Genomic DNA, 24,910 nt, shown 5'->3' with positions numbered 1-24,910 from the left:
TTAAAGTGTGCTGGCGCTTGAATTATTTGATGAACTGCTGCAAAAAGCGCAGATCATTATTAAAGAAATGACGCAAATCATTGACGCCGTAGCGCAACATGGCTAAACGCTCTACGCCCAGACCAAAAGCAAAACCACGGTATTGAGTGCTATCGATATTGACGTGCTTGAGCACCTCAGGATGCACCATGCCACAGCCACCAATCTCCAGCCAGCCACCGTTCCAACTCATATCCATTTCCGCAGAGGGCTCAGTAAAGGGGAAAAAAGAAGGACGGAAACGCACGGTCAGATCGTCGCGTTCAAAGAATTTTTGCAGGAAATCTTGTACCACGCCTTTCAAGTTGGCAAAACTGATCTGCTCATCGACCCAAAGCCCCTCTACCTGGTGGAACATTGGGGAGTGCGTGGCATCAGAGTCGACGCGATAAACGCGGCCTGGCGCAATAATCTTCAACGGCGGCGTATTGTTCTCCATGTAATGCACTTGCACCGGAGAGGTATGCGTACGCAATACGTGCTCCATGCTGTAACTACCGGTATCGACATAAAAGGTATCGTGCATGGCACGCGCCGGATGATTATCCGGAATATTCAACGCAGTAAAATTATAAAAATCGGTTTCGATTTCAGGGCCATCGGCCACACTGAAACCAATCGAGTGGAATAACTCTTCAACCCGGCGCAGTGTCAACGTCACCGGATGTAAGCCACCAGCGGATTGCGCACGCGCTGGTAAAGTCACATCGATGGTTTCACTGGCTAGTTGCTTCGCCTGAGCAGCTGCCAGGATGCTGTCACGGCGGCCATTTAAGGCACTCTCTACGGCTTGCTTAACTACATTAATGGCTGCACCTGCGGCTGGACGTTCCTCGGCAGTCAGTTTACCAAGCCCTTTCAAGGCGTCGGTGAGTGCGCCAGATTTCCCTAGGTATTTGGCCTTGGCGTTTTCTAGTGCCGGGATGTCATGGCAAGCAGCAAAGTCTAGTTCTGCTTCTGCAATTAGGTGATTGAGGTCAGCCATCTTGAAATTCTTTATGTTTTAAGTCACATTAAAATAAAAAAAGAGGCCGCAGCCTCTTTTTTTGGTAGGTCTGATTAGGCGCTTAAACCTGTTTTAGCCAATTCTACAAATTTGGCAAAAGCAGCTTTGTCAAACACGGCCAGATCAGCCAATACTTTACGGTCAACTTCAACCGCAGATTTTTTCAGACCGTTCATGAAACGGCTGTATGTCAAACCAGCTTCACGGGCTGCCGCGTTAATACGAGCAATCCACAATGCGCGGAATTGACGTTTTTTCTGACGACGGTCACGGTATGCGTATTGACCGGCTTTCATCACCGCCTGTTTGGCAACGCGGTAAACGTTCTTACGACGACCACGATAACCTTTAGCAGCATTTAAAACTTTTTTGTGTTTTGCGCGTGCGATGACACCACGTTTTACTCTAGGCATGTCGGTCTCCTTATTGTGTTGGCATCATTGCGCGAACGCGTTTCACGTCGGTCGCAGAAATAATTGCAGTACCGCGCAGTTTACGTTTTTGCTTGGTAGTTTTCTTGGTGAGGATGTGGCGCAAGTGAGAGTGTGTACGCTTCACTTTACCGTTACCCAAGAACTTAAAGCGCTTTTTTGCGCTGCTCTTTGTCTTCATCTTTGGCATTTTTTTCTCCTTAGAGGTTAAATAGAGAGTAACTAGGCAGCCAATTTAGCCGTATTACTCCAAAAAACTTTTTATTACTAAAACTTTATTCTTCGCTTGGTGCGGCTTTTTCAGCTTTTTTGGCAACAGGCACCACTTTCTTCGCTGGCGCCAACACCATCACCATTTGGCGGCCTTCCATTTTTGGATATTGCTCCACCAATGCATGCTCTGTTAAATCTGCCTCCAGGCGTTTTAACAAAGCCAAACCAAATTCCTGATGCGTAATTTCGCGACCACGGAAACGCAAAGTAATTTTTGCTTTATCGCCATCACCCAAAAAACGGATGATGTTGCGTAATTTAATATTGTAATCGCCGTCATCGGTGCCGGGTCTGAATTTGACCTCTTTAATTTGCACCTGTTTTTGTTTCAGTTTTTGCTCGTGCAGACGCTTGCTCTCGGCGTATTTGAATTTGCCATAATCCATCAAACGGCACACAGGTGGTGCAGCATTTGGCGCAATTTCAACAATATCAATATCAGCTTCTTCCGCTTTGGCAAAGGCCTCTTTGAGGCTCATCACGCCTAACGGTTCGCCATCTACACCAATCAAACGCACTTGCGGCGCTGTAATATCGCCATTGATGCGTGTATCTTTATCCTGAGCTATAACAATCCCCTAACAATAAACAAAGCCGCACGAATACCAGAAATTAGACCCGGTTTTGGATATCTTGCTGTATCTGCGCAACAAACGCATCTACTGACATCACACCCAGATCTTCGCCTTTTCTGGTACGTACGGCCACTTGACCATTTTGCATTTCCTTATCGCCTACAACAATCAAATAAGGCAACTTGTGCAAACTATGTTCGCGTATTTTATAGGTAATCTTCTCATTTCTCAAGTCAAAATCACATCGAATGCCATTTTTCTTCAATCTTTCAACTACTTGGCGTACGTAATCGGCTTGATTATCAGAAATATTGAGCACCATGACCTGTACCGGCGCCAGCCAGGTTGGCATCGCGCCAGCAAAGTTTTCAATCAGAATCCCCAGGAAACGCTCCATGGAGCCAACAATCGCTCGATGCAGCATGACCGGATGTTTGCGGGTATTGTCTTCATCCACATATTCTGCCCCCAGGCGTACCGGCAGATTGAAATCGAGTTGAATGGTGCCGCATTGCCACAAACGGCCGAGCGAATCTTTGAGCGTGAATTCAATTTTCGGGCCATAAAATGCGCCCTCACCTGGCTGCAAGTCATACTTCAGGCCATTCTGGTCCAGCGCCGCTGCCAGTGCTGCTTCGGCTTTATCCCATACGTCATCGCTACCGACGCGCTTTTCCGGGCGGGTAGACAATTTCACCAGTACATCGTTAAAACCAAAATCCTGGTAGACCGAATACAGCATCTTGATGAAATCCGCCACTTCGGCTTCGACCTGGTTTTCGGTACAGAAAATATGCGCATCATCCTGCGTAAAACCACGCACGCGCATAAGGCCATGCAGGGAACCAGAAGGCTCATTACGGTGACAGGAACCAAATTCAGCCAGTCGCAACGGCAAATCGCGATAACTATGCAATGTGCTGTTAAAAATCTGGATATGGCCAGGACAGTTCATCGGCTTGACGGCGTAATCGCGGTTTTCCGATTTAGTAGTGAACATATTGTCATGGTAGTTCTGCCAGTGACCTGACTTCTCCCACAGTGTCTTGTCCATCACCGTTGGCGTGCGTACTTCGTCGTAACCGTATTCTTTAAACTTGTTGCGCATATACTGCTCAACCTCTTGCCAGATGCTCCAGCCTTTAGGGTGCCAGAACACCATACCAGGCGCATCGTCTTGCATATGGAAGAAATCGAGTTGCTTACCCAGTTTACGGTGGTCGCGCTTTTCCGCTTCTTCCAGCATGTGCAAATAAGCTTCCAGCTCATCCTTGTTACGCCAGGCAGTGCCGTACACACGTTGCAGCATTTCATTATTACTGTCGCCACGCCAGTAAGCACCAGCCAATTTCATCAACTTAAATGCCTTCAGCTTGCCGGTATTCGGCACGTGCGGACCACGACACAAATCGGTGAAGTTTCCTTCAGAATACAAAGACACATCTTCATTACTAGGAATACTGGCAATAATCTCGGCTTTGTAATGCTCGTTGATGCTTTTGAAGTAAGCCACGGCTTCATCACGCGGCAGGACTTTGCGTTCGACTTTTTCGTCTTTTTTCGCCAGTTCTGCCATTTTCTTTTCAATGGCTAGCAGGTCATCCGGCGTAAACGGGCGCTTGTAGCTGAAGTCATAGTAAAAACCGTTTTCAATGACCGGGCCAATCGTCACTTGCGCATCGGGGAACAATTCTTTTACGGCATAGGCCAGCAAGTGCGCCGTGGAGTGACGGATCACCTCCAGGCCTTCATCGTTTTTATCGGTAATGATGGCGAGGTCGACATCCTGCTCAATCAAATAGCTAGTGTCGACCAGTTTAGCCTCTTGCCCGGGGTGCGTGACCTTGCCAGCCAAGGCAGCTTTTGCCAATCCCGTACCAATATTGGCGGCGACATCTGCCACTGTCACGGCTTGTTCAAACTGTCTTACAGACCCATCGGGTAATCGAATATTTGGCATGCCTAATCCGTCAAAATGATCAATCACGTGCCTTGCAAACGGCACAAATAATAAAAGCCGTTAATTATAACGGCTTTTTTAAATTTAATTGGTAGTCGCGAATGGACTCGAACCATCGACCCCCACCATGTCAAGGTGGTGCTCTAACCAGCTGAGCTACGCGACTAAAGTATTGGTTGCTTATTGCTGCACATCAATAAGGTTGCGCATTCTATCCGAAAGCCTTCTGTTAAGCAATGGTATCCCGCTTATAATATGCGAATGACCAGCCTCCGCGCCATTTTACTCCCAGACGGCATGCTTGATGCCATGATAGACACCCTGGCAACGCAAGCATATTGCGTCATAGATGACTTTTTACCTGCTGAATTAACGCTTGCTTTGCGCACCATTGCCCTGGAACGACAACAACAAGGCCAGATGCACCAGGCAGGCACCAGCCGATCAGCCATTACCAACCCCAATTTACGCGGCGACCAGATCGCCTGGCTGAAAAAGGATGACCCACATCCCGCCATTCAGCAATACCTAGGGTTATTACAAGAGGTGCAACAAGCCGCAAACAGGCATTTGATGATGGGACTTGATGAATTTGAAACCCATTTTGCCATTTATCCGGCTGGCTCTGTCGGCTACGCTACCCATATTGACCAGTTTCGCCAGCATAGGCAACAGCCCGTGCCTGGCGCACGGACACTGACCTCAATTATTTACTTGAACGATCAATGGCCAGAAGATGCCGGCGGCGAACTGCGTTTATACCTGGATGAGCATTACGAAAAACCAGCCTCGACCGAGAGCCACCTGGACATTGCGCCGCTAGGCGGCAGGCTGGTATTGTTTTTAGCGGCCAGGTTCTGGCATGAGGTACGGCCAGCGAACCTGCCACGCATCAGCGTCACAGGCTGGTTTAAAACCCGCTAGCGATTACTGCGCAGACTGAATCTGAGCAGTCAGGCGGCTATAGATGTCTGCGCCAGCATAGCCGTCTTGCGGCAATCCTTTGCTGGCCTGATAGCGCCGGATAGCAGCCTGCGTCTTGGCGCCAGGAAATCCGTCCGGGGTACCGCAATCAAACCCCCTGGCATTGAGTGCTTCCTGCAAGCTCCACATTTGCTGATAACTGAGTGCGGGCGGTTCGGGCGGCATCTGCAAGGTATAGGTATCCTGGCGTAATTGCTGGCTCAGCAAACCCACCGCCAATGCATAATTGACTGAGCGGTTCCACTGCATAATCACATCAAAATTGGGGAATACCATATAAGCCGGACCATCATAACCCTGAGGCAACAATATGGCTGCCTGTGGTAAATTCAAGGCACTATCAGGCACGCCAGCCACCCCTGCTTTCACCCACTCGCTCACTGGCTTGTTATGCTGCCACTGTGCCTGGCTGTAATCAAAACCAGCTGGCAAAGACACTTGAAAACTCACTGGTTTGCCGGGTTGCCATCCAGCTTGTGCCAGATAATTGGCGGCCGAACTAAAGATGTCAGGATAAGAACTCCAGATATCAATTTTGCCATCTGCATCCGCATCTACACCATATTTAAGCAAGGTCGTCGGCATAAACTGCATATGTCCAGTCGCCCCCGCCCACGAACCCACCACCGGGCTGTCATAGCGCTGATCGCGCTCGACCACACGCATCAAGTTGAATAGTTCACGCTTGAAAAATTCTGCACGCCGCCCTTCATATGACAGCGTTGCCAGTGCAGAGGCCAGCGGGATATCGCCCATAAAGCCGCCAAAATTGGTTTCTAGCCCCCAAAAGGCAACGAGCACTTCTCTGGGTACCTGATATAACTCTTCGACCACATAGAGCACGCCCTGGTAATCCTGCATCATCTGCTTGCCTTTGCCAACCACGCGCGGATTAATGCGGCGATTGACGTAAGCAGAAAAGCTGGTAACAAATTCGGGTTGTTTGCGATCCAGCTCGATCACGCGCGGCAGATAAATAGCTTGTCTCAAGGTCACATCGACGGCTTCTGGCGCAATCTGCAGATCAATGGCTTCCTGACGCACAATCCCCAGCCACGACTGAAAACCCTCCACCTCATCGGCATGGCTCATCATGCCAACAATCATCAAGCCAGTCATCATTAAGGTACTTACCGCTGCCTGCCACTTACCGTTTTTTTTCATACTGTGATCCACTACTTTAGACTGGATAAAATCGAGGCATAGCCTGCCCGATAATCTGCAAACTGCAATTTGAATCCGGTTTGCTGTAAAAATCCATTACGGATACGTTTACCGGATTGTGGCTGTAATGGCGGCGTTTCCGGTGCTGGCAAATTCTGTTGGGCTGCTAACCATTGTAATACTTCGTGTTGCGCCGTGGGCACTCCATCGGTCAGTATGCAATGGCCCGGCAATGACTTACCATCCGCCAAATGTTGATATAAATGCACGACTGCGGCCGCAACATCCAACTCATGGATACGGTTGGTCCAGTGCGTTTTTGTTGGCCAACGTGCCGGATTCTGCAAAAGTCGCAACAGATATAATCGCTTGGGCCCGTAAATGCCGGACACCCGCAGTGCACTATGGCCGCAATCCAGCTCATCCAGCAAACGCTCCGCCTCTAGTATGACTTGCCCCTCAGCGTCTACAGGGATAGCTGGCGTGGCGTCATCTATCCATTCCCCCTGTTGCTCGCCATAAACCCCTGTACTGGAAATAAAAAATACGTGCTTTAGTTGACTCAGTGAAACATGCGCCAACACATGGCGCAGGCCTTCCACATACGTTTGCTGGTAACTTTGTCCATCTACCGGTGCCAGACAATAGAGCAGAATATCGGCTTTTATCGTATGCAAGGTAGACAGACATTCTCCGGCAACGACATCCAGATAAAGCGCCTGCGCCCCTGGTGGCACCGCTTTATGCGAACGCCTTACAATCGTTAATTCATGGCCTTGTGCGAGCGTCGCCTCTGCAATCAAGGCCCCTAAACCACCACACCCCACTTGCAATATCCGCATATTTAAACCTGCACACCTGGCAACGGATGCTTACGCAGATGGCGCTCGGCAAGCAACATGGCAGACATGGTTTTGCTATCGGTAATCTCTCCAGCTTCTATGGCCTGCATGACGCGCTCGAACGGCCAGGTAAAGACATCCATCGCTTCATCATTATCCCTGGCATGCTCGCCTTGTGACAGACCAGTAGCCAGGTAAATATGAATGACTTCGTTAGAATAGCCAATACAGGGATGTTGTATGCCTAATTTGACCCAATCTTGCGCTGTATAACCGGTCTCTTCGAGCAACTCACGCTGGCCTGTCGTCAATACGGGCTCACCAGCGTCTATCTTGCCTGCGGGCAATTCAATAAATACCTGCTTGAGAGGATAGCGAAACTGCCGCTCGAGCACTACGCCACCGGTTTGCGTGAGCGCAATCACGACCACGGCTCCCGGATGCGTCACATATTCGCGCCCACTGATCACGCCATTGGGCAAGCGGGCTTCATCGTAACGCACTGTAAGCATTTTGCCCTGCGCCATGATTTCACTGGAGACGGTTGTTTCAACCAGATGCTGGTCATCATTTGAGTGTGATATTGCTTTTTCTTCTGTCATGCCTTAAATCTATTGCCTAAACTGATTTTAAAAATCACCGAATAAGTGAGCGAGCGGGATAAAGTGCAAGGCGCACGGAACGCAATCACCGAGACAGTACACGAAGAATGGCAAGGTGATGAGTATCGCGCAACGCTGCAATTTTCCCGCGTAGCCACTTATGACACAAATCCTTTAAATGTATTGCACTCATTCACTTGGCCTGACTGCAACCCTTGCTTGAACCAGTGCACGCGCTGCTCTGAACTGCCATGCGTAAAACTATCTGGGACCACATAGCCTTGCGCCTGCTTTTGCAAGGCATCATCACCGATTGCCGTTGCCGCACGCAAGGCCTCTTCAATATCGCCCGCTTCCAAAATGCGAAACTGCTGGTCCGCATGATGCGCCCACACACCAGCGTAACAATCGGCTTGCAACTCCAGACGCACTGAATAGGCATTAGCGGCCGCCTCAGAAGGTGCCTGCTGCCTGGCCTGCTGTACTTTCTCGGACGTGCCCAGCAGGTTTTGTACATGATGCCCGACTTCGTGTGCAATCACATACGCCTGGGCGAAATCCCCCGGAGCTTTAAATCGCTCTTGCAACTCCTGGTAAAAACTCAAATCGATATAGACCTTTTGGTCGGCCGGACAATAAAACGGGCCCATGGCTGCCTGGCCTTGCCCACACGCTGTTTGGGTAGCGCCTCCAAAAATCTCCAGGTTGGGTGGCGCGTACTGCCGCCCTGCAGCTGAAAACAGGCCTTGCCACACTTGCTCGGTACTCCACAACACACGCGAGACAAATTTTACGTTGGGATCATTATTATCTGCTGGTGCCGTCTGGGAACGTTCGGGAGGCTGGGCCTGTTGAGCAATATTGAGCACCAAATTAGGGTCCACGCCAAAATACATGGCGACCAGCGCAATCGCAATGGTACCAATACCAATACTGCGGCCACCGATCAAACCGCTGCCGCGACTGTCTTCGACATGCCCGCTTTCTTCCAAGTCATCCAGGCGCACAATTATCTCCGGATCAGTACGAATGAAAAATGTTGAGGGAATGTGATTACTTTAGCATGCAGCACTGATAAAATCACACCATGTTTACTGGGATTATTCAAACCGTCGGCAGGATTGCCGAAGTCGTTCCTCATGGTGAAGATTGCGCATTACGCATTGAAGCAACCGAATTGGGAATGGAAGATGTTCAATTGGGTGACAGCATTGCCGTGAATGGGGTTTGCCTCACGGTCACTGATTTTAACTCACAAAGCTTTCAGGTCATGGTATCCAAAGCCACGCTGGACGTGACGACTGGTTTGCACCAACCTGGCCCTGTTAACCTCGAAAAAGCCTTGCGCCTTTCTGACAGGCTGGGTGGTCACCTAGTGACTGGGCATGTCGATGGGATTGGCACCATCACTACCCTACAAGAAGAGAGTGAATGCTGGTTATTGAAGGTTCAGCTGCCGCACGCCATTAGCAGGTATGTTGCGAAAAAAGGCTCTCTGTGCGTCAATGGCATTAGCCTGACCGTAAACGAAATTGTACAGGACGAAGTCAGCATTAACCTGATCCCTCACACCATGCAACACACCATGATGCAGTTCGCCAAAACCGGCGACCCCGTCAACCTCGAAATAGACCTGATTGCGCGTTATGTCGAGCGCATGCAAGCTTGGGAGCAAGAGTAATGTCGGCGCAAATTAGCCCTATCGAAGCGATTGTCGCCGATATTCGTGCCGGTAAAATGGTGATTCTGGTCGATGACGAGCACCGGGAAAATGAAGGTGATTTTGTGATTGCCGCAGAGTTCGTCACCGCAGAACATATCAATTTCATGGCCAAATATGGCCGTGGCCTGATCTGCCTGACCCTGACCGAACAACGCTGCCGACAATTGAACTTACCTCCCATGGTACAAAAAAATGGCACCCGTCTTGGGACCAATTTCACCGTTTCCATTGAAGCCGCCGAGGGCGTGACGACCGGCATTTCTGCTGCTGACCGTGCCACCACCATACGCGCTGCGATTGCCAAACAGGCTAATGCCAACAGCATCGTTAGTCCCGGCCATATTTTTCCGCTATCCGCCATGAATGGTGGCGTCCTGGTACGCGCCGGGCATACCGAAGCCGGTTGCGACCTGGCACAGCTCGCTGGTTGTGAGCCAGCCAGCGTGATATGCGAGATACTTAAGGATGATGGCGAAATGGCGCGCCTGCCTGACCTGATGCAGGTGGCCGCTGAACACGATATCAAAATCGGCACTATTGCTGACCTGATCCATTACCGTGCTGCGCATGAAACCCTCATTGAACGCAGCGCCGAACGCAATATTGAAACTGTGTATGGCCCAATGCGCCTAATCGCCTACCGTGACAATATCGCACAGGAAACCCACCTGGTATTGGTCAAAGGCGACCTGCAAGCCAATGATGAAGTACTGGTGCGTGTCCACGAGCCACTTTCCATGATAGACCTGCTCGATAAAAGCCATCAGGCACACAGCTGGAACCTGTTGCATGCCATGCGCGTGATCAACTCTGCACCCTGCGGTGTGATGGTGCTGATCAACCATGACGAAGATGGCCTGGCGCTGACTGACCGCATCCTGCGTGCAGACCAGAAGATGGTGCTAAACCAGGAACTGCGTAACTATGGTATCGGTTCGCAGATCCTGCTCGACCTGGGCGTGAAAAAGATGCGTCTGATGGCCGCTCCGCGCAAAATGCCTAGCATGGATGGGTTTGGTCTGGAAATTACCGGGTATTTGAGTGCAGAAGAAGCCAGCGCGTGATGACTGAAAAGTTAAGCTTGAATACCGAAGAGACACGCCTAAACCTGACCGGCCAGATTCTCATTGCCATGCCAGCCTTGGAAGACCCTTATTTCAGCAAAAGCGTGATCCTGATTTGCAATCATGACCAGGATGGTGCCATGGGCATGATCCTTAACCACCCTTTGCAACTCAATGTCGGCGACCTGTTTGAACAATTGGATATGGAATGTCATGTGCCGCAGCAACAGGAGCGCCAGGTCCATTTTGGCGGTCCCGTCCAGGTTGAGCGCGGTTTTGTATTACATACCCCGGCGACCGAATTCAATACCACACTGGACCTGTCTGAGGGGCTTGCCATGACTTCTTCCAAAGATATTCTGGAAGCCGCCGCACGTGACGAAGCACCACAGGACATGTTTATCGCACTTGGCTATACGGGTTGGTCAGCGGGCCAACTGGAAGAAGAAATTCAGGCCAATACCTGGCTGACCTTGCCACTGGCGGATGACCAGCAATTGCACAAACTGATTTTCAGGCTGCCCAATGACGACAAGCTCACCTGGGCCATGCAACAACTGGGCGTGGACTTCGCTACCCTGTCTGAGGTGGCTGGTCATGCCTGATGCGGCCAAGCCCGGCAAACAGCCCCTCAACCAAAGCCATTTACCGATTACCCAGCGCCGTTATCCTGATATCACTGGCACAGTGCTTGGTTTTGATTTTGGTGAAAAACGGATAGGTGTGGCTGTCGGCGACACGCTGCTCAAACTGGCGCACCCACTACTCACCATAGATACAGAGGAAAATGCTGCAAAATTTGCGCAAATCGAAGCACTACTCAATGAATGGCAACCTGCGCTGCTGATTGTTGGTTTACCAATGTCTCTGGACGGTGAGGCGCATGCTATGACTGCGCTGGCACAAAAGTTTGCCCAACGCCTGGAAGGCCGGTTTAACTTGCCGGTGATGATGGTGGACGAACGCCTGTCCTCTGCAGAAGCCTCTCAATCGCTACGCGAGGCAGGGGTAAGAGGCCGCGCGCAAAAGACATTTCTGGACCAGGTTGCCGCACAAACTATATTACAATCTTATTTTGACGCCTATCACGGACGTGCATAGCACAGAACCCATATGAGATTACCAGACCCCGAACAACTCATGGATCGTTTATACGACCAGCTCAAACCACAGATACAGGACAATACAGCCCTGGTTGGCATATATACTGGCGGTGTCTGGCTCATGGAAAAACTGCTACAGCGCCTGCAGCAGGATTTGGGACGTGAAATTGACCACGGCAAAATGGACGCGGCCATGTACCGCGATGACTATGCAAAACGCGGGCTTAAAACTGCCGCCCAACCGGCCCATATCCCGTTCGATGTCAATGGCAAACATATCATCCTCATTGATGACATTTTTTATACCGGCCGTACGACACGTGCCGTCATGAATGAATTGTTTGATTACGGGCGCCCTGCCTCGGTCAAACTGGCAGCGCTGATCAACCGTGGCGGCGCTGAATTACCTATCCGGCCTGACATGGTGGGTGCAGAGCTGCCATTACAGGCCCATCAAGCATTTGAACTGTCCATGAATACACTGGGACGCCTGAGCCTGAGCATCTCGGAATCTGACCCGTCTGCAACCAACCCGTCTTCGAATAGTGGAGCTGACGCCAATGTATAACCCGCAACTCAACGCACAGGGGCAACTGCAACACCTGCTCAGTATTGAAGGATTGCCCAAACGCATCCTGACTGACATTCTCGATACCGCCGAGAATTTTGTCGGCGTGGCCGAGCGTGAAGTGAAAAAAGTGCCATTGCTGCGCGGCAAAACCGTATGCAATATCTTTTTTGAGAACAGCACCCGTACGCGCACTACCTTTGAAATTGCGGCCAAACGCTTGTCAGCCGATGTGCTTAACCTGAATGTCAGCACCTCCTCGCAATCCAAGGGCGAAACCATCCTTGATACGGTGAACAACCTGATTGCCATGCACGCCGATATGTTTGTGGTGCGCCACCAGCAGAGTGGCGCCGCACATTTTATTGCGCAACATGTGCCACCTCACATCAGCGTCATCAATGCCGGTGATGGCCGTCATGCACACCCGACTCAGGGCCTGCTTGATGTGTTTACCATCCGCAAATACAAGCCGGAGATGCACAACCTGCGCGTGGCCATTGTCGGCGATGTACTGCACTCCCGCGTCGCCCGCAGTGAAATTCATGCGCTGACGACACTGGGTGTGCCTGAAATCCGAGTGATTGCACCGCGCACCCTGCTGCCTTCAGATGTGGAAAAGCTCGGCGTACAAGTCTTCCACAATATGGAACAAGGCCTCAAAGACGTCGATGTCGTCATGATGCTGCGCCTGCAAAACGAACGCATGTCTGGCGCCCTGCTACCGAGTTCACAGGAGTTCTTCCAGACCTTCGGCTTGACGCCTGAGCGGCTGGCGCTGGCAAGGCCAGATGCAATCGTCATGCATCCCGGCCCCATGAATCGTGGTGTGGAAATTGATTCGGCCGTGGCAGATGGCAAACAATCGGTCATTCTGCCGCAAGTCACTTATGGTATCGCAGTCCGCATGGCGGTGATGGCAATTTTGGGAGGGGGCAACGCCGCATGAATATCGTGATTAAACAAGGCCGCCTGATGGATGCCAGCCAGCAGCTGGATCAGGTCAAAGACCTGTATATCAGCGGCGGCAAGATTGTGGCGATTGGAGATGCGCCCGCAGGATTCAAGGCTGACCAAACACTGGACGCCAGCGGCAAATGGGTATTGCCAGGACTAGTGGATTTATGTGCCCGCCTGCGTGAACCTGGCAGTGAATACAAAGCCACGTTGCTGAGTGAACTGCGTGCTGCCATGGCTGGCGGCGTCACCAGCCTGGCCTGCCCGCCAGACACAGACCCGGTGCTAGACGAACCGGGCCTGGTTGAAATGCTCAAGCACCGCGCCAAATCACAGGCTCTGGCGCATGTGTATCCGCTGGGTGCGGTCACTCGCCAGTTGCAAGGCCAGCTGCTCACGGAAATGTATGCCCTGACGGCTGCTGGCTGCGTCGGCTTCTCACAGGCGGATACCGCCATTGTCGACACCCAGGTATTGTGGCGTGCATTTGAATATGCCGCGACCTTTGGCTACACCTTGTTTATGCGTGCCGAAGATCCTTACCTGGCGAGGAATGGTGTGGCACATGATGGTGAAGTGGCCTCCAGATTAGGTTTAAAAGGGATCCCTTCTGCCGCAGAAAGTATCGCTCTGCAAACCATGTTGCGCATTGCCCAGGCCACCGGCGCCAAACTGCATATTGCCCGTGTTTCCACGGCTGAGGCAGTTGAGTTGATCCGCCAGGCCAAGCAATCCGGCATGCAGGTGACCGCGGATGTCAGCATCCAGCACTTGCACCTCACCGATATGGATATCGGGTTCTTTGACAGCATGGTGCATTTGCAACCGCCGGTGCGTACACAACGTGACCGTGATGCTTTACGTGCAGGCCTGCTGGATGGTACGCTGGACGCTATTTGCTCTGACCATACGCCGGTCGATGATGACGCCAAAGCTCTACCTTTTGCTGAGTCTCACCCTGGTGCCTCTGCGCTTGAATTACTATTACCCCTGGCATTGAAATGGGCCGCGCAAGCCAAATTGGCGCCTAGCCAGGCCCTGGCGAAAATCACTCAGATTCCTGCAGATATTCTTGGCATTGGCGCTGGCAATTTGCAGGTTGGGGCGACTGCCGATGTGGTTGTTTACGACCCGGAAATGGAATGGCGTGTCGATGGCCGCGCATTGATGAGCCAGGGCAAGAATACGCCTTTTGTGAATCATGCGGTCACTGGCAAGGTCTCTGCCACGCTCACACAGGGCAATCTGGTATTCCAGCAGGAAACTTTGCTACTGGGTTAATCAGTTGCCAAAACAAAACGCCTGCGACATCTCATCGCAGGCGTTTTTCATGGTCCACTGCCTTGCTTACAGGATATCCAGGTTAGAAATCTGCCCGCGTTCCTGGTTTTCAGGGTTCATCAGCTTGCTGTTCAGCTTGAATTTAAGCCGCAAGTCGTTGACCGAGTCTGCGTTACGCAAAGCATCGTCATAACTGATCTGGCCAGACTCAAATAAATCAAACAAGGCCTGATCAAAGGTTTGCATGCCCAGCTCACGGGATTTGGCCATGATTTCCTTGATGGCATGCACATCCCCCTTGTAAATCAGGTCTGAGATCAGTGGCGAATGCAGTAACACTTCTACTGCCGCCACACGGCCACTGCTATCCAGTTTGGGAATAAGGCGTTGTGAAGCGATACAACGCAGGTTAAGCGACAAATCCATGAGTAACTGCTGGCGGCGCTCTTCGGGGAAAAAGTTGATAATCCGGTCCAGTGCCTGGTTGGTGCTGTTGGCATGCAGGGTTGCCAGGCACAAATGCCCAGTCTCAGAGAAAGCAATCGCGTAATCCATGGTTTCACGGTCGCGGATCTCGCCGATCATGATCACATCCGGCGCCTGACGCAAAGTGTTCTTGAGCGCAGCATGCCAGCTCTCGGTATCCACTCCGACTTCACGCTGCGTCACAATGCAATTTTTGTGGCCATGAATAAATTCGACCGGGTCTTCAATCGTAATAATATGGCCGTAACTGCTTTCATTGCGGTGACCTAGCATCGCAGCCATGGAGGTCGACTTACCGGAGCCGGTGCCACCCACAAAAATGATCAGGCCACGCTTGGCCATGACCACATCCTTGAGGATGGGCGGCAGCTTGAGGTCGTCAAATTTGGGGATGTTGGTATTAATGACGCGGAACACCAGGCCGACTGCACTGCGCTGGATAAAAGCATTAACGCGGAAGCGGCCTACAGAAGGCATGCTGATGGCAAAGTTACACTCCAGTGTCTCCTTGAACTCCTGCGCCTGCTTGTCGTTCATGACAGTACGCGCAATTTCTGCGGTTTGCTGTGTATTGAGCATTTGCGATGAGACGGGGGTCAGCTTGCCGTCTATCTTCATGGCTGGTGGGAAACCCGCCGTGATGAACAAGTCAGAGGCCTTGCGCGTGATCATGAGCTTGAGCAAGTCATTGACGAATTTTTCCGTCTGGGCGTGATCGCCCACGGTTTGCGTGCTCTCCATATTGTTAGCCGATGATAGCGTCACGGTTGGCGGCCTTGGTGCGTGCTTCAGCAGCGCTGATCACATTTCGTTTCACCAGGTCTTGCAGGTTCTGGTCCAGGGTTTGCATACCCATGCTCTGCCCGGTCTGGATGGCTGAATACATCTGTGCAATCTTGTTTTCACGAATCAGGTTACGGATGGCGGGTGTACCCATCATGATTTCATGTGCAGCCACACGACCCTGCTCATCTTTGGTTTTACACAGGGTTTGTGAAATAACGGCGCGCAAAGACTCAGATAACATGGAACGTACCATTTCTTTTTCAGCAGCCGGGAACACGTCCACCACCCGGTCTATGGTTTTGGCGGCGGAGCTGGTATGCAAGGTACCAAACACCAGGTGGCCGGTTTCCGCAGCGGTCAGTGCCAGGCGGATGGTTTCCAGGTCACGCATCTCACCCACCAGGATCACGTCCGGGTCTTCACGCAAGGCAGAGCGCAGCGCATTTTCAAACGATTGCGTATGCGGACCGACTTCGCGCTGGTTAATCAATGACTTTTTCGAGGTATGCACAAATTCAATCGGGTCTTCCACAGTCAGCACGTGCGACATCTGCGTTTCATTGATGTAATCAATCATCGCCGCCAATGTGGTGGACTTACCAGAACCAGTCGGACCGGTCACCAGTACAATCCCGCGTGGCGTATCCGCAATGTCCTTGAACACCTTGGGGGCATTTAGCTCATCCAGTGTTAGCACTTTGCTTGGAATGGTACGGAATACCGCACCGGCACCGCGTTGCTGGTTAAACGCGTTAACCCGGAAGCGTGCGAGGTCAGGAATTTCAAACGAAAAGTCGCATTCCAGTGTTTCTTCATACACCTTGCGCTGGCTGTCGTTCATGATGTCATACAGCATGCGGTGTACTTCAGCATGCTCCATGGCAGGTAAATTGATTTTACGCACATCGCCATGTACGCGAATCATCGGCGGCAAACCGGAGGACAAATGCAAGTCCGAGGCTTTGTTTTTAACTGAAAATGCCAATAAATCTGAAATATCCACAATCGACTCCAGTGATTATTTATATAATGTTGCTTTGGTTTTTTTATATTCCGAGTATTTATCCACTTGCTTTTGCCACACAGTCGCTATGACCGCTATTTCTGACAACATTGCCTTAATCAGCCAGCAAATTGCTGATGCACAGAACCGTTTTCATGCAACACAAACGGTCACGCTCTGCGCGGTAAGCAAAGCGCAACCTGCTGAGGCGATCCGTGCTGCCTACCAAGCCGGTCAAACCGTATTTGGCGAAAACTATCTGCAAGAAGCCCTCACAAAGCAGGCGCAACTACAAGACTGTGCAATAGCATGGCACTTTATCGGCCCGATTCAAAGCAATAAAACACAGCCAATTGCCCGTCATTTCGACTGGGTACATTCGGTAGACCGCCTTAAAATTGCGCAACGACTATCAGATGCTCGGCCTCCAGAAGCGGCACCGCTGAATATTTGCCTGCAAGTGAACATTAGCGAAGAGGCAAGCAAAAGTGGTGCCAGTGGACAGGAAGTATTGGAACTCGCCTTAAATATCAAACAGTTGCCGCGCCTGCAACTGCGCGGCTTGATGGCGATTCCGGCCCCAAGCAGTGATTTTGAGCAACAGCGTGACCAATTTCGGCAGGTACGCGCGCTGTTTGATCAATTGAACAGCCATGGCCTGCAACTGGATACTTTATCCATGGGCATGAGCGGTGATTTTGCCGCCGCGATTGCCGAAGGCGCCACGCTGGTGCGTGTTGGCTCGGCTATTTTTGGCGCACGCCCGCCTAAACCTCAACCAGATTCAGCGACAGAAGGAAACTAATTAAATGCAATCACTCTCAGCCACACGCATCGCCTTTATTGGCGGCGGCAATATGGCGCAGGCGCTCATGATAGGGCTGCAACAACGTGCTTTTGCCATGCAGAATATCACCGTCATTGACCCGGACACAGCCAAACACGAGCACTTACAAGGCACGCTAGGTGTCAACACCAGTGCCAGCCTGGATACACATTCGCTGACTGCCGATGTGATTGTTTTGGCAGTCAAACCTCAACAGCTCCAAAGCGTGGCGCAAGCGCTGGCGCCTTTTCTACAATCGCAATTGCTGATTTCGGTCGCGGCGGGGATACGTACCGCCGACTTGAGCCGCTGGCTGGGCGGTTACCAAACCATGGTCCGCACCATGCCCAACACGCCTGCGCAAATCCAGGCAGGGATCACCGGGGCTTATGCCCTGGCAGCCGTGTCTGCGGCACAACGCACACTGGCAGATTCACTGTTGCAAGCTGCCGGGGAGGTGGTCTGGCTGGATGATGAAGCGCAACTGGACGCGGTCACTGCGATTTCCGGGAGCGGCCCGGCCTATGTGTTTTTGATGATAGAGGCCCTAACGGCAGCAGGCGTGGCTTTGGGCCTGACTGAAGCACAGTCACTCAAACTCAGTCTGGCCACCTTTAAAGGCACCAGCCTGTTGGCAGCAGGCAGTGCAACCCCCGTCGCGACCTTGCGTGAGCAAGTGACCTCCAAGGGCGGCACTACCGAGCAAGGCTTGCTCAGTATGCGCCAACACGATATTCATGGCATGATGCGACATGCGGCCGAACAGGCTGCACGTCGCGCCAAAGAACTCGGCGATCAACTGGGAGCCCAAGCATAATGCTGCAAAACATGACCACCTTTTTACTGAATGCCGCCTTTGGCATTCTCACCTTTCTGCTGGTACTGCGCTTTTTAATGCAGTGGACACGCACTTCATTTCAGAATCCGCTAGGGCAGATGACCATGGCACTGACTGACTTTATGGTGAAACCAGCACGCAAAATCATCCGGCCGGTCAGGCAATGGGACCTCTCTACGCTATTGCTGGCATTACTGATGCAGATTGTTTTATTTGCGCTGTTAACATTGTTGGCAGGCGCGCCCGTTTCGCCTGTGTTTTGGGTATGGCAAGCCGTATTTGGGGTATTGGGGCAGATGGTAGATGTATTTTTCTATGCGATCTTGCTGATGGCGATATTAAGCTGGGTCAATCCTTACAGCCCGATTTATGGCGTGTTGAACCAGCTATCCTCGCCCATTCTTGATCCGTTGCGCCGCGTATTACCCGCGATTCAAGGCTTTGATTTTTCGGCACTGGTGGCGCTGCTTTTACTGCAGATGATCAGCCGTATTGTATTGCCCAGCCTGGCAATGGGGATTATTTAAAACAATAGGGCAAACATTGCCCTATTGTTTTAAATCCAGACAATATCAAATTCTTCGCGCCCGTACTGGGTATCCGGGTGTAACGACACCGGTTTTTTAATAAAGTCTGACAGGTTTGCCAGGCTTTGCGACTCTTCGTCGCCCAGCATATTAATCACTTCAGGGGATGCCAATATCTTGAATTCATTGGCGTTTCTAAACTGTTTTGACTCGCGTAACAACTCACGCATGATTTCATAGCAAATGGTTTGCGCTGTTTTCAGCTCGCCACGACCCTGGCATACCTGACAAGACTCACATAGCAAATGTGCCAGACTCTCACGGGTGCGCTTGCGTGTCAGCTCCACCAGGCCCAATGCCGAAAAACCATTTACATTAATACGCGCCCTATCCAGCGTCACTGCCTTGCGTAACTCTTCCAGCACCGCTTCGCGCTGGGCATCTTCATCCATATCGATAAAATCGATAATGATAATGCCACCCAGATTACGCAAGCGCAGTTGCCGTGCAATCGCCTGTGCCGCTTCCAGATTGGTTTTGAAAATGGTATCAGACAGGTTTTTGCCGCTGACAAAACTACCAGTATTCACGTCCACCGTGGTCAATGCTTCGGTCTGGTCAAAAATCAGGTAGCCGCCAGATTTCAGCTCGACTTTACGTGCCAGGGCTTTTTCAATTTCGTTTTCAATATCGTAAAACTCAAACAGCGCCCGCTCGCCCTTGTAATGGGTCAGCGGCTTCACCGCATGCGAGACATACAGCTCGGCAAACTCTTTGAGGCGCTCAAACATCTCGCGCGAATCGACGCGGATGCTGGTGGTTTCAGTACACACGACATCGCGCAAAATACGTCGAGGCAGGCTCAGGTCATAAAAAATCAGTGATCGTTCACCGACTTTTTTACTTTCAGCCTGGATCTTGCTCCACACTTTGCGCAAATATTCGATATCAGCCAGCAGCTCTTGATCAGTCGCATTTTCCGACATGGTACGGATAATGTAGCCGCCCTCGCGTTCTTCTGGCAGCAATCCCAGCAACCGGTTACGCAAGAATTCGCGTTCTTCTTCGATATCAATGCGTTGCGAAACGCCAATATGTTTCTGGTAAGGCAGGTAAACTAAAAAACGTCCTGCAATACTGATTTCAGTGGTCAGGCGGGCACCCTTGGTGCCTATGGCCTCTTTAATCACCTGCACGATGATGGACTGGCCTTCATGCAAGACCTCCTGAATCGGGCGCTCTTTCTTGATATCGCCTTCTTCAGCATGGCATTCCATGATGTCTGCCGCATGCAAAAAAGCCGCGCGTTGCAAGCCGATTTCGACAAACGCTGATTGCATGCCTGGTAACACGCGAACAACGGTGCCACGGTAAATATTTCCTACAATACCCAGCGATGAGGCCCGTTCTATGTGTAGCTCCTGGACAATCCCTTGCTCCAGAATCGCCACGCGCGTCTCCTGCGGCGTGACGTTAATCAATACTTCCTGCGCCAATGACATGCTTTACCCGATCTCTATCATTTTTTATGCAAAGTTTACCATGCGTGCAGTAACTGCGCCGTCTCGTGCAGCGGTAATCCCATCACGCCACTGTAGCTACCTTTTATGCGCACGATCCAGGCGCCAGCGCGCCCCTGTATGCCATAGGCACCTGCTTTATCCATCGGTTCGCCCGAGGCAATGTAGTCTTGCAAACTAGCCAACGGCACCTGCATCATTTCAACCTCGGTCGTATTGAGTAGGCAACGCACTTCGCCCGCATAGTAGACCGCCACTGCCGTATGCACTAGATGCACGCTGCCACTCAAGCGGGAAAGCATCTCTAGCGCCTCTTTGGCATCGGCAGGCTTGCCCAGAATGTCTTGCCCCAGGGCCACTGTGGTATCTGCAGCAAGAATCGGCAAGCCTTTAGCGGCATGCGCCTCGGCAATCGCCATGGCTTTGGCAGTGGCCAGCCGCTGTACATACAGCGCGGGATCCTCCCCCGGTAAACAGGATTCATCAATATCTGCCGGCAGGATGTCACATTGCACGCCTAACTGCGCTAATAGCTCTACCCGGCGCGGGCTGCGTGAAGCCAATATAATTTTTCGTTGTTGCATATTCATTATCGCGATGTCTATTTCAACCTAGGCCGACAAGGTAACACAAACGCAGGGAGTTTTGCGTTAATAGCAGTCCAACTTGCGTCCCAACTTATACTAGCGGTCGCTTCCTCATTGTGTACAATACCTTTTCGTTTGATTTTCTCACCTGACAATTCCGCATGAATGCCATCGAACACCTGCTGCAACGCGCCGAACAACTGATCACGCGTCTTGAAACCTTATTGCCTGCTCCACCGGCTGAGCCCGATTGGCAAGCTGTCGCCTGGCGCTGGGTCAAGCACGGCAACCAGGGCCAGTTACAGGCGGTTGAACATCCTCACCACATATTGCTCGAAGATATCCGCTTTATAGACAGGCAAAAAAACGAGGTCGTGCGTAATACGCGCCAGTTTCTACAGGGTCTGCCAGCCAACCACGTCTTGCTGACAGGCGCACGCGGCACTGGCAAATCCTCACTGGTCAAAGCGGTGCTCAATGCCTATGCAGCCGGAGGGTTGCGTCTGATAGAAGTGGAAAAACAGGATTTAACCGACCTGCCGCAAATCACGCAACTGATCCGCCAGCGGCCTGAAAAGTTTATTATTTTTTGCGATGACCTCACGTTTGAAGCCAATGACATGGGCTACAAGGCGCTTAAGGTAATACTTGATGGCTCAATTGAGCACGCCTCCGACAACGTGCTGGTCTATGCCACCTCCAACCGTAAAAACCTGATGCCGGAATACATGGCAGACAACCAGCCGATTGTCGACAAAGGCGAGATTCGCCAAAACGACACCATAGACGAAAAGACTGCACTGGCCGAACGTTTTGGCCTGTGGCTATCGTTTTACAGTTTTGACCAGGACGAATACCTCAGCATCGCCGAGCACTGGCTGCAAACCTTCGGCATTGCTATGGATGATACTGCACGCCATGCCGCCCTGCAGTTTTACCACACGCGAGGCGCCCGCAGTGGCCGCGTCGCTTACCAGTTCGCCAAAGACTATGCTGGCCAACTGCAACTGAAATCTTGATACTTATGACCAAACTCGTCCAAGTCGCGGTTGCCATCCTCATGCAACCAAATGGTGAATACCTGCTCGCCAGCCGCCCCAATGGCAAAGGCTGGGCTGGCTGGTGGGAGTTTCCTGGTGGCAAGATCGAATCTGGCGAAACGGCAGAACACGCCTTGATCCGCGAAGCACAAGAAGAGCTCGGCATCACCCCCACGCACATCCAGCCGTGGATTAAACGCCGCTACGACTACCCCGCCACGCATGATGCCGAGGCCAAAACCGTACTGCTGCACTTCTTTTTTGTCCACGCATGGCAAGGCAAATTACAAGCGCGCGAAGGCCAGCAATTTGCCTGGCAGCATCCACGCAAACTCAACGTCAGCCCGGTGCTACCTGCCAATGCCCCCATTATGCAAGCACTCAGCCTGCCGCCCGTTTACGCCATCAGCAATGTGCAAGAAATGGGTGAACACGCATTCTTGCAAGCGTTAAAGAAGCAACTCGACCATGGCCTGCAATTGCTGCAAATCCGCGAATCGCAGCTTGATGACGCAGCACTCGCCAAATTGAGCGAGGAAGTATTACAGCTATGTGCGCCTTACGACTGCCGCTGCCTGCTCAATGGCAGCTCCGAGAAAGCATTGCAACTCGGCTACCACGGCGTGCATTTTAACAGCGAGCGCCTGGGGACACTCACGCAAAAACCAAATCATTTATTGGTAGGCGCCTCTTGTCACAACCGCGCGGAGTTGGAGCAAGCACAATCACTAAAGCTAGACTTCGCACTGCTCTCGCCAGTGTTACCGACAAAAAGTCATCTAGAAACAAGCGGAATGGGATGGGAAAAATTTGGCGAAACGCTCAGTGGAATGGAAATCCCGGTCTATGCTTTAGGAGGCATGCAAGCAGAACATCTATCCCTCGCGCTCGCTACGGGTGCGCGCGGTATCGCCATGCAACGGGCATGCTGGATTTAACCTAAACCACTTAAAGACCAATCACATGAACATTCAAGCAAACAACCCATTACACGCCATCACGCTTGAGAAAATTGTCGTTGCCCTGGTCGACCATTACGGCTGGGATAAACTCGCGCAAAAAGTGAATATCAATTGTTTTAAAAGCGATCCTTCGGTGAGGTCTAGCTTGAAGTTTTTACGCAGGACGCCCTGGGCGAGAACAGAAGTTGAAAATTTGTATCTGGCGACTTTTGCTAAAAATCGCGATTGACAGCGAGTGACCGCTTAATCTGCCTACAGGGAGTTGAGTCAGGGGGCGGCTTTTACCGGCATGGTGACAAACTGGTCTGTGATTTTGCCTTGTTTGTCTTTAAAGCACAGCCTGAACTTCACCTGCTCACCTGTTTTAAACGGCGTTGGCAATTCAAATAACATTAAATGCAAGCCACCTGGTGCCAACTTCACTGGTTTGCCCGCAGGCACAGTCAACTCTTCCATACTGCGCATTTTCATGATGCCATTTTCCATGGTCATGCTATGCATTTCCACGCTGCCAGCGCGCTCTGTTTCGACGTATACCAAGGTGACTTCCTGCGTGCTAGATAAGGTCACATAAGCCGCTCCTACAGACTGCCCGGGGTTAGAAGCACGCACCCAGGCATCGGTCATTTTCACTTCTGCATGGGCGATACCCAGCCAGCCAGCCAGGCAAATACTGGTCACGAAACGGAAAAGAAAAGCTGTTTTATGCATGGTCATGATCCTGTCAGCCAGTTATTCTGGCTCGTATAAGTCTGGCGGTGTGCTATCCGGGATACGGAATTTTTCTGTGGCCCAATCGCCGAGATCAACCAATTTGCAGCGCTCACTGCAAAAGGGCCGGTATGGATTCGAAGTCGAGTACTCCGTGGTTTCACCGCAAGATGGACAAGCGACCTTGCGCGCTTTGACGGCTGGCTGTATCAATTGTGGGCTGCCCCAGTAAAGTTACAGATAATCATCTTAAAGGAGATATCTTGATCGCACCCCTTGGGTCGTTGTACGAAATCCAGCTTCTGGAAACGAATATTGATGGCATATTTGTTGGCACTGACCTCAGGGAAACATTCGTCGTGTTCGATCACAATACGCAATAATTGTGCAGGTTTGTGACCGGATAATTGCTGTTGGTAAGCGCCATTGTGGGCAACCAGTGAGAGCACCTGACCACTCCCGCGCAGCAGTTGCAGAATCAGGCGGATAGCCTCGTACATGGGCATGAGTTTGGCCAGCCAGTGGTCAAAATCATTCTTGCGGCGCTCTTCACCAAGGTAGAGCCAATGACGGTATGAGGGCAAGTCAAACTCGCATACACCACCGGGAATGCTGGTCCGTTGTTTGACGCTCATTAGCCAGTCGTTATCGCGTAATGATTGACCGAGTTTTTGATGATCTGAGCGTAATGAAACCGCACAGCGATCAAGGCTGGACATGGTGGTTGCCAACGCAAGCTGATCAATATTGGGGTTATTCTGCAAAAATGAGAGTTGCACCTTGTGCCTTTCCAATTCTTGCAACAGATCAACTTTTAGATCGCCCCGATCAATCAGGTCAAGGATTTGCAACATGGAAATCAGCGCCACATGGTGACTGATTTCATGGCCAATCTCAATGTGGTGCAGCATTTTGACGAACAAATCTTCCAGGCGGAGATAAGTTCTGATGCGCTCGTTAAATGGAAACTCGTAGCTCGACACGGCAGCCTTTTCTGTCAGCTGATACTTGAAAAGTATGCAATAAAAGCCTGATTATGAAACCCTTTTCAT

At 51.4% G+C, this 24,910-nt stretch carries 30 protein-coding genes and 1 tRNA gene; 14 read left to right on the top strand and 17 right to left on the bottom strand.

Annotated elements, in window-relative coordinates; genetic code table 11:
- Positions 1-22 precede the first annotated feature (22 nt).
- The 6 genes from pheS to ACJ67_RS05110 all read right to left on the bottom strand — a co-directional run bounded on the left by pheS (position 23) and on the right by ACJ67_RS05110 (position 4,450).
- Positions 23-1,024, bottom strand: coding sequence for a phenylalanine--tRNA ligase subunit alpha (gene pheS, locus ACJ67_RS05135; RefSeq protein WP_049638150.1), 1,002 nt, complete (start codon positions 1,022-1,024; stop codon positions 23-25).
- 74 nt (positions 1,025-1,098) lie between these two features.
- Positions 1,099-1,458 (bottom strand): 50S ribosomal protein L20, encoded by a 360-nt coding sequence (rplT, locus tag ACJ67_RS05130; RefSeq protein WP_018985785.1) that lies wholly within the window; start codon positions 1,456-1,458, stop codon positions 1,099-1,101.
- Positions 1,459-1,468: 10 nt separating this feature from the next.
- Positions 1,469-1,666 (bottom strand): 50S ribosomal protein L35, encoded by a 198-nt coding sequence (gene rpmI, locus ACJ67_RS05125; RefSeq protein ID WP_018985786.1) that lies wholly within the window; start codon positions 1,664-1,666, stop codon positions 1,469-1,471.
- Between the two features lie 85 nt (positions 1,667-1,751).
- Complete coding sequence (infC, locus tag ACJ67_RS05120; protein ID WP_197080692.1) at positions 1,752-2,318, bottom strand: translation initiation factor IF-3; 567 nt, start codon at positions 2,316-2,318, stop codon at positions 1,752-1,754.
- Positions 2,319-2,361: 43 nt separating this feature from the next.
- Positions 2,362-4,284, bottom strand: a complete 1,923-nt coding sequence (thrS, locus tag ACJ67_RS05115) for a threonine--tRNA ligase (protein ID WP_049639784.1) — start codon at positions 4,282-4,284, stop codon at positions 2,362-2,364.
- A gap of 89 nt (positions 4,285-4,373) precedes the next feature.
- Positions 4,374-4,450: transfer RNA gene (locus ACJ67_RS05110), tRNA-Val, on the bottom strand.
- Positions 4,451-4,545: 95 nt separating this feature from the next.
- Between ACJ67_RS05110 and ACJ67_RS05105 the strand changes: the two genes are divergently transcribed.
- Positions 4,546-5,208 (top strand): 2OG-Fe(II) oxygenase, encoded by a 663-nt coding sequence (locus tag ACJ67_RS05105; protein WP_231587260.1) that lies wholly within the window; start codon positions 4,546-4,548, stop codon positions 5,206-5,208.
- A gap of 3 nt (positions 5,209-5,211) precedes the next feature.
- Here ACJ67_RS05105 and ACJ67_RS05100 read toward each other — a convergent pair whose 3' ends face one another.
- From ACJ67_RS05100 to ACJ67_RS05085, 4 genes are all read right to left on the bottom strand, one after another.
- Entirely contained in the window at positions 5,212-6,432 is a 1,221-nt protein-coding gene (locus tag ACJ67_RS05100; protein ID WP_231587259.1) for a lytic murein transglycosylase, read from the bottom strand.
- An 11-nt stretch (positions 6,433-6,443) separates the two neighbouring features.
- Positions 6,444-7,274, bottom strand: a complete 831-nt coding sequence (locus ACJ67_RS05095; RefSeq protein ID WP_049638147.1) for an NAD-dependent epimerase/dehydratase family protein — start codon at positions 7,272-7,274, stop codon at positions 6,444-6,446.
- Positions 7,275-7,276: 2 nt separating this feature from the next.
- Positions 7,277-7,876: an NUDIX domain-containing protein gene (locus ACJ67_RS05090; RefSeq protein ID WP_049638146.1), complete on the bottom strand. Its 600-nt coding sequence runs from the start codon at positions 7,874-7,876 to the stop codon at positions 7,277-7,279.
- A gap of 158 nt (positions 7,877-8,034) precedes the next feature.
- Complete coding sequence (locus ACJ67_RS05085) at positions 8,035-8,883, bottom strand: neutral zinc metallopeptidase (RefSeq protein ID WP_049638145.1); 849 nt, start codon at positions 8,881-8,883, stop codon at positions 8,035-8,037.
- Between the two features lie 80 nt (positions 8,884-8,963).
- Between ACJ67_RS05085 and ACJ67_RS05080 the strand changes: the two genes are divergently transcribed.
- The 7 genes from ACJ67_RS05080 to ACJ67_RS05050 are packed head-to-tail and all read left to right on the top strand — an operon-like array spanning position 8,964 to position 14,572.
- Positions 8,964-9,557, top strand: a complete 594-nt coding sequence (locus tag ACJ67_RS05080; RefSeq protein ID WP_049638144.1) for a riboflavin synthase — start codon at positions 8,964-8,966, stop codon at positions 9,555-9,557.
- Positions 9,557-10,663, top strand: a complete 1,107-nt coding sequence (ribBA, locus tag ACJ67_RS05075) for a bifunctional 3,4-dihydroxy-2-butanone-4-phosphate synthase/GTP cyclohydrolase II (protein ID WP_049638143.1) — start codon at positions 9,557-9,559, stop codon at positions 10,661-10,663. Before ACJ67_RS05080 ends, ribBA begins: the two co-directional genes overlap by 1 nt.
- Positions 10,663-11,268, top strand: coding sequence for a YqgE/AlgH family protein (locus ACJ67_RS05070; protein ID WP_049638142.1), 606 nt, complete (start codon positions 10,663-10,665; stop codon positions 11,266-11,268). The genes ribBA and ACJ67_RS05070 overlap by 1 nt, the downstream gene beginning before the upstream one ends.
- Complete coding sequence (ruvX, locus tag ACJ67_RS05065; RefSeq protein ID WP_049638141.1) at positions 11,261-11,764, top strand: Holliday junction resolvase RuvX; 504 nt, start codon at positions 11,261-11,263, stop codon at positions 11,762-11,764. Before ACJ67_RS05070 ends, ruvX begins: the two co-directional genes overlap by 8 nt.
- 12 nt (positions 11,765-11,776) lie before the next feature.
- Positions 11,777-12,334, top strand: a complete 558-nt coding sequence (pyrR, locus tag ACJ67_RS05060; protein WP_049638140.1) for a bifunctional pyr operon transcriptional regulator/uracil phosphoribosyltransferase PyrR — start codon at positions 11,777-11,779, stop codon at positions 12,332-12,334.
- Positions 12,327-13,283 (top strand): aspartate carbamoyltransferase catalytic subunit, encoded by a 957-nt coding sequence (locus tag ACJ67_RS05055; protein WP_018985799.1) that lies wholly within the window; start codon positions 12,327-12,329, stop codon positions 13,281-13,283. Before pyrR ends, ACJ67_RS05055 begins: the two co-directional genes overlap by 8 nt.
- Positions 13,280-14,572: a dihydroorotase gene (locus tag ACJ67_RS05050; RefSeq protein ID WP_049638139.1), complete on the top strand. Its 1,293-nt coding sequence runs from the start codon at positions 13,280-13,282 to the stop codon at positions 14,570-14,572. The genes ACJ67_RS05055 and ACJ67_RS05050 overlap by 4 nt, the downstream gene beginning before the upstream one ends.
- 66 nt (positions 14,573-14,638) lie before the next feature.
- Here the strand turns inward: ACJ67_RS05050 and ACJ67_RS05045 are convergent, their stop codons facing one another.
- Positions 14,639-15,799: a PilT/PilU family type 4a pilus ATPase gene (locus ACJ67_RS05045; protein ID WP_049638138.1), complete on the bottom strand. Its 1,161-nt coding sequence runs from the start codon at positions 15,797-15,799 to the stop codon at positions 14,639-14,641.
- Between the two features lie 4 nt (positions 15,800-15,803).
- The gene (locus tag ACJ67_RS05040) at positions 15,804-16,847 is read right to left on the bottom strand and encodes a type IV pilus twitching motility protein PilT (RefSeq protein WP_018985802.1); all 1,044 of its coding nucleotides are present in this window, start codon (positions 16,845-16,847) and stop codon (positions 15,804-15,806) included.
- An 88-nt stretch (positions 16,848-16,935) separates the two neighbouring features.
- Here ACJ67_RS05040 and ACJ67_RS05035 point away from each other — a divergent pair, with 88 nt between their 5' ends.
- Genes ACJ67_RS05035 through ACJ67_RS05025 form a run of 3 tightly spaced genes read left to right on the top strand, consistent with a single transcriptional unit; the run spans position 16,936 to position 19,038 of the window.
- Positions 16,936-17,652, top strand: coding sequence for a YggS family pyridoxal phosphate-dependent enzyme (locus tag ACJ67_RS05035; RefSeq protein ID WP_049638137.1), 717 nt, complete (start codon positions 16,936-16,938; stop codon positions 17,650-17,652).
- 4 nt (positions 17,653-17,656) lie between these two features.
- Positions 17,657-18,490, top strand: coding sequence for a pyrroline-5-carboxylate reductase (gene proC, locus ACJ67_RS05030; protein ID WP_049638136.1), 834 nt, complete (start codon positions 17,657-17,659; stop codon positions 18,488-18,490).
- A gap of 11 nt (positions 18,491-18,501) precedes the next feature.
- Complete coding sequence (locus ACJ67_RS05025) at positions 18,502-19,038, top strand: YggT family protein (protein WP_231587258.1); 537 nt, start codon at positions 18,502-18,504, stop codon at positions 19,036-19,038.
- Positions 19,039-19,067: 29 nt separating this feature from the next.
- Here ACJ67_RS05025 and rng read toward each other — a convergent pair whose 3' ends face one another.
- Together rng and ACJ67_RS05015 are read right to left on the bottom strand one after the other, a co-directional pair.
- On the bottom strand, positions 19,068-20,534 hold the full coding sequence (gene rng / locus ACJ67_RS05020; protein ID WP_197080691.1) for a ribonuclease G: 1,467 nt from the start codon (positions 20,532-20,534) through the stop codon (positions 19,068-19,070).
- Between the two features lie 41 nt (positions 20,535-20,575).
- Positions 20,576-21,148 (bottom strand): nucleoside triphosphate pyrophosphatase, encoded by a 573-nt coding sequence (locus ACJ67_RS05015; protein ID WP_049638133.1) that lies wholly within the window; start codon positions 21,146-21,148, stop codon positions 20,576-20,578.
- 158 nt (positions 21,149-21,306) lie between these two features.
- Here ACJ67_RS05015 and ACJ67_RS05010 point away from each other — a divergent pair, with 158 nt between their 5' ends.
- Genes ACJ67_RS05010 through ACJ67_RS05000 form a run of 3 tightly spaced genes read left to right on the top strand, consistent with a single transcriptional unit; the run spans position 21,307 to position 23,376 of the window.
- On the top strand, positions 21,307-22,164 hold the full coding sequence (locus ACJ67_RS05010) for an ATP-binding protein (protein WP_049638132.1): 858 nt from the start codon (positions 21,307-21,309) through the stop codon (positions 22,162-22,164).
- 5 nt (positions 22,165-22,169) lie between these two features.
- Positions 22,170-23,123, top strand: a complete 954-nt coding sequence (locus ACJ67_RS05005; protein ID WP_049638131.1) for a Nudix family hydrolase — start codon at positions 22,170-22,172, stop codon at positions 23,121-23,123.
- Positions 23,124-23,148: 25 nt separating this feature from the next.
- A complete protein-coding gene (locus ACJ67_RS05000; protein WP_049638130.1) occupies positions 23,149-23,376 on the top strand; it encodes a VF530 family DNA-binding protein in 228 nt (75 codons plus the stop codon).
- Between the two features lie 38 nt (positions 23,377-23,414).
- Here the strand turns inward: ACJ67_RS05000 and ACJ67_RS04995 are convergent, their stop codons facing one another.
- Genes ACJ67_RS04995 through zapD form a run of 3 tightly spaced genes read right to left on the bottom strand, consistent with a single transcriptional unit; the run spans position 23,415 to position 24,841 of the window.
- Positions 23,415-23,858 (bottom strand): copper chaperone PCu(A)C, encoded by a 444-nt coding sequence (locus ACJ67_RS04995; protein WP_049638129.1) that lies wholly within the window; start codon positions 23,856-23,858, stop codon positions 23,415-23,417.
- A gap of 21 nt (positions 23,859-23,879) precedes the next feature.
- Positions 23,880-24,071: a DNA gyrase inhibitor YacG gene (locus tag ACJ67_RS14600; protein WP_197080668.1), complete on the bottom strand. Its 192-nt coding sequence runs from the start codon at positions 24,069-24,071 to the stop codon at positions 23,880-23,882.
- A complete protein-coding gene (gene zapD / locus ACJ67_RS04990; protein ID WP_049638128.1) occupies positions 24,068-24,841 on the bottom strand; it encodes a cell division protein ZapD in 774 nt (257 codons plus the stop codon). The genes ACJ67_RS14600 and zapD overlap by 4 nt, the downstream gene beginning before the upstream one ends.
- Positions 24,842-24,910 lie beyond the last annotated feature (69 nt).

It is taken from the genome of Methylophilus sp. TWE2 (assembly GCF_001183865.1).
Classification (GTDB): Bacteria; Pseudomonadota; Gammaproteobacteria; order Burkholderiales; family Methylophilaceae; genus Methylophilus.
This window is presented reverse-complemented; position numbering and strand designations above follow the sequence as displayed.

Excerpts from the sequence above, each read along its gene's own strand:
- ACJ67_RS05010 (WP_049638132.1), top strand. The coding sequence starts at position 21,307 with ATGAATGCCATCGAACACCTGCTGCAACGCGCCGAACAACTGATCACG.
- ACJ67_RS05105 (WP_231587260.1), top strand. The coding sequence starts at position 4,546 with ATGACCAGCCTCCGCGCCATTTTACTCCCAGACGGCATGCTTGATGCC.
- rplT (WP_018985785.1), bottom strand. The coding sequence starts at position 1,458 with ATGCCTAGAGTAAAACGTGGTGTCATCGCACGCGCAAAACACAAAAAA.
- ruvX (WP_049638141.1), top strand. The coding sequence starts at position 11,261 with ATGCCTGATGCGGCCAAGCCCGGCAAACAGCCCCTCAACCAAAGCCAT.
- ACJ67_RS05025 (WP_231587258.1), top strand. The coding sequence starts at position 18,502 with ATGACCACCTTTTTACTGAATGCCGCCTTTGGCATTCTCACCTTTCTG.
- ribBA (WP_049638143.1), top strand. The coding sequence starts at position 9,557 with ATGTCGGCGCAAATTAGCCCTATCGAAGCGATTGTCGCCGATATTCGT.
- pyrR (WP_049638140.1), top strand. The coding sequence starts at position 11,777 with ATGAGATTACCAGACCCCGAACAACTCATGGATCGTTTATACGACCAG.
- ACJ67_RS05055 (WP_018985799.1), top strand. The coding sequence starts at position 12,327 with ATGTATAACCCGCAACTCAACGCACAGGGGCAACTGCAACACCTGCTC.
- rpmI (WP_018985786.1), bottom strand. The coding sequence starts at position 1,666 with ATGCCAAAGATGAAGACAAAGAGCAGCGCAAAAAAGCGCTTTAAGTTC.
- ACJ67_RS05000 (WP_049638130.1), top strand. The coding sequence starts at position 23,149 with ATGAACATTCAAGCAAACAACCCATTACACGCCATCACGCTTGAGAAA.
- ACJ67_RS05045 (WP_049638138.1), bottom strand. The coding sequence starts at position 15,799 with ATGGAGAGCACGCAAACCGTGGGCGATCACGCCCAGACGGAAAAATTC.
- proC (WP_049638136.1), top strand. The coding sequence starts at position 17,657 with ATGCAATCACTCTCAGCCACACGCATCGCCTTTATTGGCGGCGGCAAT.
- ACJ67_RS05015 (WP_049638133.1), bottom strand. The coding sequence starts at position 21,148 with ATGAATATGCAACAACGAAAAATTATATTGGCTTCACGCAGCCCGCGC.
- pheS (WP_049638150.1), bottom strand. The coding sequence starts at position 1,024 with ATGGCTGACCTCAATCACCTAATTGCAGAAGCAGAACTAGACTTTGCT.
- thrS (WP_049639784.1), bottom strand. The coding sequence starts at position 4,284 with ATGCCAAATATTCGATTACCCGATGGGTCTGTAAGACAGTTTGAACAA.
- ACJ67_RS05005 (WP_049638131.1), top strand. The coding sequence starts at position 22,170 with ATGACCAAACTCGTCCAAGTCGCGGTTGCCATCCTCATGCAACCAAAT.
- ACJ67_RS05090 (WP_049638146.1), bottom strand. The coding sequence starts at position 7,876 with ATGACAGAAGAAAAAGCAATATCACACTCAAATGATGACCAGCATCTG.
- ACJ67_RS05035 (WP_049638137.1), top strand. The coding sequence starts at position 16,936 with ATGACCGCTATTTCTGACAACATTGCCTTAATCAGCCAGCAAATTGCT.
- ACJ67_RS05095 (WP_049638147.1), bottom strand. The coding sequence starts at position 7,274 with ATGCGGATATTGCAAGTGGGGTGTGGTGGTTTAGGGGCCTTGATTGCA.
- ACJ67_RS05050 (WP_049638139.1), top strand. The coding sequence starts at position 13,280 with ATGAATATCGTGATTAAACAAGGCCGCCTGATGGATGCCAGCCAGCAG.
- ACJ67_RS05080 (WP_049638144.1), top strand. The coding sequence starts at position 8,964 with ATGTTTACTGGGATTATTCAAACCGTCGGCAGGATTGCCGAAGTCGTT.
- ACJ67_RS04995 (WP_049638129.1), bottom strand. The coding sequence starts at position 23,858 with ATGCATAAAACAGCTTTTCTTTTCCGTTTCGTGACCAGTATTTGCCTG.
- ACJ67_RS05070 (WP_049638142.1), top strand. The coding sequence starts at position 10,663 with ATGACTGAAAAGTTAAGCTTGAATACCGAAGAGACACGCCTAAACCTG.
- ACJ67_RS05100 (WP_231587259.1), bottom strand. The coding sequence starts at position 6,432 with ATGAAAAAAAACGGTAAGTGGCAGGCAGCGGTAAGTACCTTAATGATG.